The 8137-nt window shown below is 60.8% G+C and carries 7 protein-coding genes and 1 pseudogene; 2 read left to right on the forward strand and 6 right to left on the reverse strand.

What is annotated here, in order from left to right; genetic code table 11:
* The 4 genes and pseudogenes from NA637_RS25440 to NA637_RS23440 form a co-directional block, all read right to left on the reverse strand.
* Positions 1–798 (reverse strand): annotated as a pseudogene (locus NA637_RS25440) (ATP-grasp domain-containing protein); the annotation flags it as partial.
* Between the two features lie 25 nt (positions 799–823).
* Entirely contained in the window at positions 824–1015 is a 192-nt protein-coding gene (locus tag NA637_RS23430; protein ID WP_256074903.1) for a DUF1289 domain-containing protein, read from the reverse strand.
* Positions 1012–1536, reverse strand: a complete 525-nt coding sequence (locus tag NA637_RS23435) for a gamma carbonic anhydrase family protein (protein WP_256074904.1) — start codon at positions 1534–1536, stop codon at positions 1012–1014. The genes NA637_RS23430 and NA637_RS23435 overlap by 4 nt, the downstream gene beginning before the upstream one ends.
* A gap of 2 nt (positions 1537–1538) precedes the next feature.
* A complete protein-coding gene (locus tag NA637_RS23440; RefSeq protein ID WP_256074905.1) occupies positions 1539–2153 on the reverse strand; it encodes a CoA pyrophosphatase in 615 nt (204 codons plus the stop codon).
* Positions 2154–2371: 218 nt separating this feature from the next.
* Between NA637_RS23440 and NA637_RS23445 the strand changes: the two genes are divergently transcribed.
* Together NA637_RS23445 and NA637_RS23450 are read left to right on the forward strand one after the other, a co-directional pair.
* Positions 2372–2926 carry an NUDIX hydrolase gene (locus NA637_RS23445; protein ID WP_256074906.1) on the forward strand — a complete coding sequence of 185 codons (555 nt, stop codon included), beginning with the start codon at positions 2372–2374 and terminating at the stop codon, positions 2924–2926.
* Between the two features lie 27 nt (positions 2927–2953).
* A complete protein-coding gene (locus tag NA637_RS23450; protein WP_256074907.1) occupies positions 2954–3454 on the forward strand; it encodes a L,D-transpeptidase family protein in 501 nt (166 codons plus the stop codon).
* Positions 3455–3650: 196 nt separating this feature from the next.
* On the opposite strand, the gene NA637_RS23455 is transcribed toward NA637_RS23450, so the two are convergent.
* Positions 3651–3968 (reverse strand): YqfO family protein, encoded by a 318-nt coding sequence (locus NA637_RS23455; protein WP_256074908.1) that lies wholly within the window; start codon positions 3966–3968, stop codon positions 3651–3653.
* A gap of 198 nt (positions 3969–4166) precedes the next feature.
* Positions 4167–8063, reverse strand: coding sequence for a phosphoribosylformylglycinamidine synthase (gene purL / locus NA637_RS23460; protein ID WP_256074909.1), 3897 nt, complete (start codon positions 8061–8063; stop codon positions 4167–4169).
* Positions 8064–8137: the final 74 nt, after the last annotated feature.

Below are 8137 nucleotides of genomic sequence, written 5' to 3' on the forward strand. Positions count from 1 at the left end.
TGCTGTGCATCAATCGCCGAGGCCGCCCGCAACGCTTTGCCACGCGCCGCTTGTATCGATGCGTCACGAGCCAGCGCAACACCCATACGCCGCTGCCCACTGACGCCCGGCTTGCCGAACAACCGCAACGCGGTATCCGGCTCGGCCAGCGCAGCAGCCAGATTGCCGAAGCTCACCTGATCGGATTCGCGTTCCATCCGCATCACGGCCGAAGCAGACGGGCCGAACTGCCGGACCGCCAGATCGCCGGACCGCCGGATCGCCGGACCGCCGGACCGCCGGAATTGGCAGCCCAAGAATCGCTCGCGCATGCAAGGCGAATTCGGACAGGTCCCGGGGATATCAACGTTACCAGGCCGGTATCATGCGGCCTTGGTGAAACCTCGCAGAACCAGACCTTGTTGCCCTTGATGAACAGCTCGACACCAAAGATGTCGCGCCCACCCAATGCGTCGGTGACCGCCAGGGCAATTCGCTCGGCCTCGATCATCGCTGCAGCCGTCATCGGTTGCGGCTGCCACGACTCCTGATAGTCGTCCCTTTGCTGCCGATGCCCCACCGCAGGACAGAAGGTGGCCCCGCCCGCATGTCGCTCACATGGTGACGGTCCGCAACCTCCACGGCTGGGGGGTTGGCGTACCGGTCTACCGCGACGACCTCCGCACCCAGACGTTGAAGCTCGGTCACCAGCTCCTTGCCGGGCTCACCAGAACCACAGAGCAGCACGCGGGTAGCGCTGGTTGATAGCGGCGTACCAATTCGGGACGTTCCTCGTTGTACAAATAGGGAAAAGGCGATGCCCAAAAGGTGCCGCACTTCGCCGCTAGAACAGCAGACCACTTTGGAGCGCGCGCTCATGACAACGCAGCAGTACCTGTCGCCGCTCAGGATTATCCATCCGCCCCCAACGACGAATCTCGTCAATATTGCGCTGGCAGCCCGTGCAGATATCCTTGTCGTCCAGTGCACAAACACTTACACAGGGTGATGCAACCGGCTGTTCGTCTGCAGTCAATCGCCCTGCTCCGCCAGATCACGCGCATAGCGCTGGGCGTTATGTACATAATGCGCCGCGCTCGCTTCGAGCATTTTCTTCTGCTGGTCGGTCAATTCACGCACCACCCTGCCTGGCGAACCGACCACCAAGGAACCGTCCGGGATCTCCTTGCCTTCAGCAATCAAGGTATTAGCGCCGATGATGCAATACTTGCCGATCTTCGCGCCGTTGAGGATCACGGCGTTGATCCCCACCAGGCTGTAGTCGCCGACGGTGCAGCCGTGCAGCATGGCGTTATGGCCGACGGTAACGCCGGCCCCCAGCGTCAGCGGACAGCCCATGTCGGTATGCATGACACTGCCGTCCTGCACGTTGCTGTTTTCACCGATATGGATCAGCTCGTTGTCACCACGCAGCACCGCACCAAACCAGACGCTGGCCCCGGCCTCCAGGCGAATCTTGCCAATCAGCGTTGCATTTGGCGCTACCCAGCTCTGCGGATGGGCTTCAACTGAGGAATCACCCAAGCGATATTTCATGGTTATGACCTCTTCTGACTCAGATCGATATAGGACGCGGGAGGACGGCGCATTTCGATCCCGGCGTCGTATACCAGGTTGACCAACTCGACGATCATGATCGCTGTCAGCCCCCAGATTTTGTATTCGCCATATCGGTAAGACGGGACGTACCAAGCACCACCCTTATAGTCGATCCGGTGGGTCACTTCACGCGCATCCTGGCAGAAGAAACCCAGAGGCACGGAGAACACCGAGGCTATCTCCGCATCGTTGGCGCGATATTCGACGTAGTCCGGCACGATGCCGACAAAAGGCGTGACATGAATACCATGCAGCGAAATCAAGCTGCTGAGAGGCCCAACGATTTCCACTATTCCAGGCGCCAGCCCAACCTCTTCTTCAGCTTCGCGCAGTGCGGTATGGATCAGGTCACGATCTTCTGGGTCGCGCCGCCCTCCGGGGAATGCCACCTCGCCACCGTGAGTAGAAAGACCACTGGCGCGCAGCGTCAGCACCAGTTCCGGCGAGTCACTGCGGGTAATGGGCATCAGTACGGCGGCCTCGGGCATCCTGCCTTCCGGCTCCAGAAGACGCGGAGAGTAATCACGCACCCGTTGGAGAATCTTGTCCAGCATGGAACTTCTCTTTCTGACTTTGACTGGCATCATGGCATGAATCACCGAGGCGCCCAAGACAGGCCAAGCCAAAAACCAGCCGATCTGGCGCAGCGAAAGCGGACAGAGTCGACCAGGCCAATTGCTGCTGGCAAACTTTTCGCGACAGGCCGGCTCTCAGCACTAGCCAGCTCGCCGATCAAACCCGGCCGAACGAAATACGCAAACAAGGAGTGGTGATGAAATTTTGCAGCCAGTGCGGCGGCTCGGTCATCGAGCGGGTGCCCGATGGAGACAACAGGCAGCGATTCGTCTGCGCGTCCTGCGATACGATTCACTACCAAAACCCGCGCATCGTTGCTGGCTGCCTGCCCGTCTGGGATGAACAGGTACTGCTTTGCCGACGCGCAATCGAACCACGACGCGGATACTGGACACTGCCTGCCGGCTTCATGGAAAACGGCGAAACCCTGCAGCAGGCAGCCGAGCGGGAAACACTCGAGGAAGCCTGCGCCCGGGTCACCGATCTGCAGCTGTATACGCTGTTCGACTTGCCGCACATCAACCAGGTCTACATGTTCTTTCGCGCGGAACTGGTGGATGAGCGATTTTCTCCAGGAGACGAAAGTCTGGAAGTCAGGCTTTTCCGACAAGCCGACATCCCTTGGTCAGAGCTGGCTTTTCCGACCGTTGGCCGTACCCTAGAATACTTCTTCGCCGACCGGGTGCAGCGGACCTTCCCGGTGCGCAACGAAGCCATCGAGGCAATGCGGGTGGCACGCAGACAGGTCTGATGCAGTTTCGATTCAGGATTCGCCCCAATGCGCTGGCTGTTAGCGATTGTCTGCTTTAGTTTCGCCACCCTTTCCTTTGCAAACGCGGCCCCTGACCTTGACGAGGCTTTCATCGATAAGGTCTTGGTGGTCAAGTCCGAGCGCAAGCTTCATTTGATCAGCCGCGGCGTCAACATGAAAAGTTACCGCGTTTCCCTCGGCAAGCAAGCCGGGCCCAAACAGCGCGAAGGTGACCAGCGTACCCCCGAAGGCCTTTATTGGATCGACTGGCGCAAGGTGTCTGACACGTACAACCTGGCAATGCACATCTCCTACCCGAACGCCAAGGACCTGGCGCGCGCAAGCGGCGAAGGCGCGAGACCGGGCAGCATGATCATGCTGCACGGCACACCGGTCGATGAGGAGTATCCCGAATGGTACTTCCACACGCTCGACTGGACTGAGGGCTGCATCGCCCTGAAGAACGATGACATGCGCGAGATCTGGAATCTGGTGAAAGACGGCACCCTGATAGAGATTCGTCCCTGAACGGGAGCCGAGCTTGGCAGCAGGCAAGGCTGCGCATTCCCGTGAAAACCATTTCCTTGCCATTCGACCACCCATGACGAGGCCCTCTTCAGACCAGCGGTCGAATGCACCTGACGATCGTTCGACGTGAAACTTTCCACCCCGCGTGAATTCGGCGGACAGGGCGGCGGCAGCGGGTTTGTTCGTAACCTATCTATCAGAACTGCACATCGGATAGTCGCCACACCTCGAAGGCAGGCGTCTCATATGGATGAGTGTGCTTGAGCGCCTTGACGCTATCGTGGATCAGCTCATCAGCGACCACCAGTTCAACCTTCCACTCGGATACCGATTGAACCTGGCCATGCTGTCCTAGAAACGGCGTGCTGCCCTCCAGCGGGCGATACTGCCCGTGCCCTGGCACCTGCCAGCAGCAACTGTCGTAAGCGCCAATACGCCCGGCGCCCGCCGCGAAAACCGCTTTCTTGACTGCATCCAGATGGCTTTCCGGAACATAGAAACACAGCTTGTACATCAACATCTCCGCACGGAAACGGTTGGCGGAGCATGCGCTCCACCGAGTGGATTGTGTTCAGGTCCAGAGCGTATTGGGTGCCCCAGGTCAAGATCAGACGTTGGCGTCGTTGCTTGGTTCAGCAATGGCGCCATGCCTGGCGCACCCAGAAAAAGCCCGAAACGCTTGCGCGCTTCGGCTCTCTGCCTCAGTCCAACCTCAGTCTACCCAGACCCGGGCATTACGGAACATGCGCATCCAGCCGCCATCCTCCTGCCACTCGTCCGGACGCCACGAGTTGGTCACGGCACGGAATACACGCTCCGGATGCGGCATCATGATCGTCACGCGTCCGTCCCGCGTGGTGAGCCCCGTAATGCCGCGCGGCGAGCCGCCAGGGTTGGCCGGATAGCGCTCGGTGACCTTGCCATGATTGTCGATGTAGCGCAGCGCTACCGTCCCGGACAAGTCCGCTTCAAGCAGCGCTTCTTCGCTTTCGAATTCCGCGTGACCCTCGCCGTGGGCAATGGCAATCGGCAGGCGCGATCCGGCCATTCCCTGAAGGAAGATCGACGGGGAATCCTGAATCTGTACCATCGCCACACGCGCTTCGAACTGCTCGGAACGGTTACGCACGAAGTGCGGCCAGGACTCGCTGCCGGGTATCAATTCGTGAAGGTTCGACAACATCTGGCAGCCGTTGCAGACGCCAAGGGCAAAGCTGTCCTTGCGTTCAAAGAACGCACTGAACTCCTCGCGGGCGCGGCCATTGAACAGAATCGATTTGGCCCAGCCTTCGCCAGCGCCCAACACGTCGCCGTAGGAGAAACCGCCACACGCCACCAGCCCCTTGAATCGCTCCAGATTGATACGTCCCGACAGGATGTCGCTCATATGCACGTCGACGGCGGCAAAACCTGCCCGGTCGAACGCAGCCGCCATTTCGGTCTGGCCGTTGACGCCCTGCTCACGCAGGATCGCCACCTCGGGCCGCACGCCACGCTTGATGTACGGCGCGGCGATATTGTCGTTCACGTCGAAACCCAGGGTAACGCTCAGGCCCGGGTTGTCCTCTTCAAGCAGTGCGTCGAACTCCTGATCGGCACAGTCGACATTGTCCCGAAGACGCTGGATCTGATAACTCGTCTCGGACCACTGCCGCTGAAGCAGACGGCGATCACCGGCGAAAACATCTGCGCCTTCAAACCTGATTGCCACATGGCTATTGTTGACCGGCTGCCCGATGACCGAAACGCAATCGGCAAGGCCAGCCGCGCTGAACTGTGCGAGAACGATGTCTGTATCGCCCTGGCGAACCTGGATCAGCGCACCCAACTCTTCGTTGAACAACGCTGCCGGGATGTGAGCGGCCGCCTCAACAAGCGAATCGAGATTGAGGCTGAGTCCGCAATGGCCGGCGAACGCCATTTCCAGCGCAGTGGTCAGCAAACCGCCGTCGGAACGGTCGTGGTAAGCCAACAATAACCCGTCTGCGTTCAGCCCCTGGATTACCGCGAAGAAGGCTTGCAAATCCTCCGCATCGTCGACATCCGGCGCCTGACGCGCCATCTGGCCGTAGACTTGCGCCAGGATGGACGCGCCCATACGGTTCTGGCCGCGCCCCAGGTCGATGAGGATCAGATCGGTTTCGCCCTTGTCCAGATGCAGCTGCGGCGTCAGTGTCTGGCGGACATCAACAACCGGGGCAAAGCCGGACACCACCAGCGAGAGCGGTGAAGTCACGCACCTGTCTACACCCTCTTCGCTCCAGCGGGTCTTCATCGACATGGAGTCTTTGCCGACCGGAATGGTGATGCCCAACTCCGGACACAGCTCCATGCCAACCGCCTTGACGGTGTCGAACAGGCGCGCATCCTCACCCGGATGCCCAGCGGCGGCCATCCAGTTCGCGGAAAGCTTGATGTCGGAAATCTTCTCGATACGTGCTGCTGCGAGGTTGGTCAGGGTTTCGCCGATGGCCATGCGGCCCGACGCGGGCGCATCGAGCAGGGCCAGCGGTGTACGCTCACCCATGGCCATGGCTTCGCCGGTGTAAACGTCATAGCTGGTCGCCGTGACTGCGCAATCAGCCACCGGGACCTGCCAGGGCCCGACCATCTGATCACGCGCGACCATGCCAGTGATGCTGCGATCGCCGATGGTGATCAGGAAGCTCTTGCTGGCGACTGCTGGGTGGTGAAGCACGCGGTCGACCGCCTCGGACAGGTCGACCTGATCAGCCGCAAAGTCATCCCCCAGCTCGGCCTCGCGAACGGCGCTGCGATGCATGCGCGGCGCTTTGCCCAGCAGGACGTTGAGCGGCATATCGACCGGATTGTTGCCGAAATGGCTGTCGGCTACCGTCAGGTGCGGCTCGGCCGTGGCTTCGCCGACTACCGCGAAGGGGCAGCGCTCACGCTTGCAGATGTCCTCGAAACGCTCGAGGTCCGCTGCATCGACTGACAGTACATATCGCTCCTGGGATTCGTTGCACCAGATCTCATGGGGCGCCATGCCAGGCTCATCGTTAGGCACGTTGCGCAGTTCGAAACGACCGCCACGACCGCCGTCATTGACCAGTTCCGGGAAGGCGTTGGACAGGCCGCCGGCACCGACGTCGTGAATGAACTTGATCGGATTCTTGTCGCCGAGCTGCCAGCAGCGATCGATCACTTCCTGACAGCGACGCTCCATCTCGGGGTTGTCACGCTGCACCGATGCGAAATCCAGATCGGCGGAGCTGCTGCCGGTCGCCATGGATGAGGCTGCGCCGCCACCCAAGCCGATGAGCATCGCCGGGCCACCGAGCACGATCAGTTTGCCGCCGACGGAGATCTCGGCTTTCTGAACATGATCTTCACGGATGTTGCCCATGCCGCCAGCCAGCATGATCGGCTTGTGGTAACCCCGCACTTCTTCGCCTCGCGGGGTGCTGATTGCCTGCTCGAAGGTTCGGAAATAACCGTTCAGGGCTGGACGGCCGAACTCGTTGTTGAACGCTGCGCCACCCAGCGGCCCCTCGATCATGATGTCGAGCGGCGTGACGATGCGCTCGGGTTTGCCGTACGGCACTTCCCAAGGCTGCTCGAAGCCAGGAATGTTGAGGTTGGAGACGGTGAACCCTGTGAGGCCGGCCTTCGGCTTGGCGCCGCGCCCGGTAGCGCCCTCGTCCCGAATTTCGCCACCCGAGCCAGTGGCCGCGCCTGGGAACGGCGCGATCGCAGTCGGGTGGTTGTGTGTTTCCACTTTCATCAGGATGTGCACGGGCTGCTGGTTCGCCGCGTACTCGCCCGTTTCCGCGTCCGGGTAGAAACGTCCGGCCACGTTACCCGCGATGACGGCGGCGTTGTCCTTGTAAGCGGACAGCACGCCTTCGCCGTGCATCTGGAAGGTGTTCTTGATCATGCCGAACAGCGACTTCTCCTGGCTTTCACCATCGATGTCCCAGCTGGCATTGAAAATCTTGTGACGGCAATGCTCGGAGTTGGCCTGCGCAAACATCATCAGCTCGATGTCGTGCGGGTTACGCCCAAGGCCGTTGAAACGGGTAACAAGGTAATCGATCTCGTCTTCGGCCAAAGCCAGACCCAACTCCACATTGGCCTGTTCCAGCGCGGCACGGCCGCCGCCCAGTACATCGATCGCGCGCAGCGGTTTGGGTTGTGCGTGGCTGAACAGATCCGCCGCACCCTCGAATTGCTCGAGCACCAGCTGGGTCATCCGGTCGTGCAGCGCCGCTGCGACCAAGCCAGCATCGGCCTCCGAGAAATCGCCTTCGACATAGTAGGCAATGCCGCGCTCAATGCGCTGAATCTTGTCGAGGCCGCAGTTGCGCGCAATGTCGCTGGCCTTGCTCGACCATGGCGAGATGGTGCCGAAGCGTGGAATGACCAGAAACAGTCGTCCTGCCGGTTCCTGAACCGGAACGCTTGGGCCGTACTTCAACAGCCGGGCCAGTACTTGCTGCTCATCCGCACCAAGCGTGCCGGATACCTCGGCGAAATGAGCAAACTCGGCGTACAACCCGCTGACAGCGGGAACCTTATCGGTCAATTGGGCCAGGAGCTTACCGTGACGGAAGGCGGAAAGAGCGGGGGCGCCGCGCAGGATCAACATCGTCGGAACAGCCTCGGAGGGGGGAGCAGTCGGGCCGCGTATTCTAGCCCATGACGACGTCCGAGGCTAAGCCC

It is taken from the genome of Stutzerimonas stutzeri (assembly GCF_024448935.1).
GTDB classification, from domain to species: Bacteria; Pseudomonadota; Gammaproteobacteria; order Pseudomonadales; family Pseudomonadaceae; genus Stutzerimonas; species Stutzerimonas stutzeri_AO.